This window comes from Nocardia sp. NPDC019219 (assembly GCF_040632645.1).
GTDB classification, from domain to species: domain Bacteria; phylum Actinomycetota; class Actinomycetes; order Mycobacteriales; family Mycobacteriaceae; genus Nocardia; species Nocardia sputorum.
Map to the genome: position 1 here is coordinate 1 of NZ_JBEYCG010000041.1, position 1,307 is coordinate 1,307.

Below are 1,307 nucleotides of genomic sequence, written 5' to 3' on the forward strand. Positions count from 1 at the left end.
GATCTGCATTTGATTGTTGGTGATGCTTATGCGGAGTCGGGTGCGGCCGCGGGTATCGGCGGGTTCCTCACATACGCGACCGATCTGTTCGACCGAGCGACGGTAGAAGGGTTCGTCGCTCGGTTCTCGCGCGTCCTCGCCGCGATAGTCGCCGATCCCGCCGTCCCGGTGGGGGACATCGACATTCTCGCGGACACCGAGCGCGCCGACGTGCTCACCGCATGGAACGACACCGCCCAGCCGGTGGAGCCCGCCACCCTCGGGTCGCTGCTGCGGCGGACCGTCGCGGCAGCGCCGGGAGCGGTCGCGCTGGTCGCGGATCTGCCCGGTGGCGAACGCGCCGAGCTGAGCTACGCGGAACTGGCCGCCCGGGTGAACCGTCTGGCCCGGTACCTGATCTCGGTGGGCGTCGGCCCCGAGACCCGCGTCGCGCTCGCGTTCCGCCGATCGGTGGATCTGGTCGTCGCGATGTACGCGGTGGCCGAGGCCGGCGGAGCGTACGTACCGGTCGACCCCGACCAAGCCGCCGAGCGGACCGACTACATCCTCTCCGTCGCCGCCCCGGTCTGCGTATTGAGCGACGCGGAGTCGGACTTCGACACCGACGTCGCGCCGGTGGTGCGGCTCGAAGACCTCGAACTGACCGCGGTCGCGAGCGTGCCGCTCCGCGACGCCGAGCGAGTCGCCCCGCTGCGGCCGGAGAACACGGCCTACATCGTCTTCACGTCGGGTTCGACCGGGCGCCCGAAAGGCGTCGCGGTGCCGCACGCGGCGATCGTCAACCAATTGCTCTGGAAGACAGCGAAATTCGAGCTGTCGCAGGACGACTCGGTGCTGTTGAAGACGGCGGCGACGTTCGATCTCTCGGTGTGGGAGTTCTGGTCGGCGGCGGTGTGTGGTGGTCGTCTGGTGATCGCCGCGCCGGATGGTCATCGGGATCCGGCGTATTTGGCCGAACTCATGGCGCGCGAGTCGGTCACTACTCTGCACGTGGTTCCGTCGATGCTGGACGCGCTGCTGGCGCACCGGCCCGCCGCGGACACGGTGGACTGGTCGCTGTGGCGGGTGTTGGCGATTGGTGAAGCGTTGCCGGGTGCGGTGGCGCAGCGGTTTTTGCGGGAGCACCCGCGCACGGAGTTGTTCAATCTTTATGGTCCGACTGAGGCGGCGGTGTCGATCACCAGTCATCGTGTGACGTCGGCTGATGAGGTGTCGGTGTCGATTGGTGCGCCGGAGTGGAACAGCCGGGTTTACGTGCTCGACTCTCGGCTGCGGCCGGTGCCGGTGGGTGTTTCCGGTGAGTTGTA

General features: G+C 68.0%; 1 protein-coding gene. It reads left to right on the top strand.

The features are described 5' to 3' along the window. Window positions 1-1,307: AMP-binding protein (locus ABZ552_RS34035; RefSeq protein ID WP_357441952.1), on the top strand; the 1,307-nt coding region annotated here is incomplete at both ends.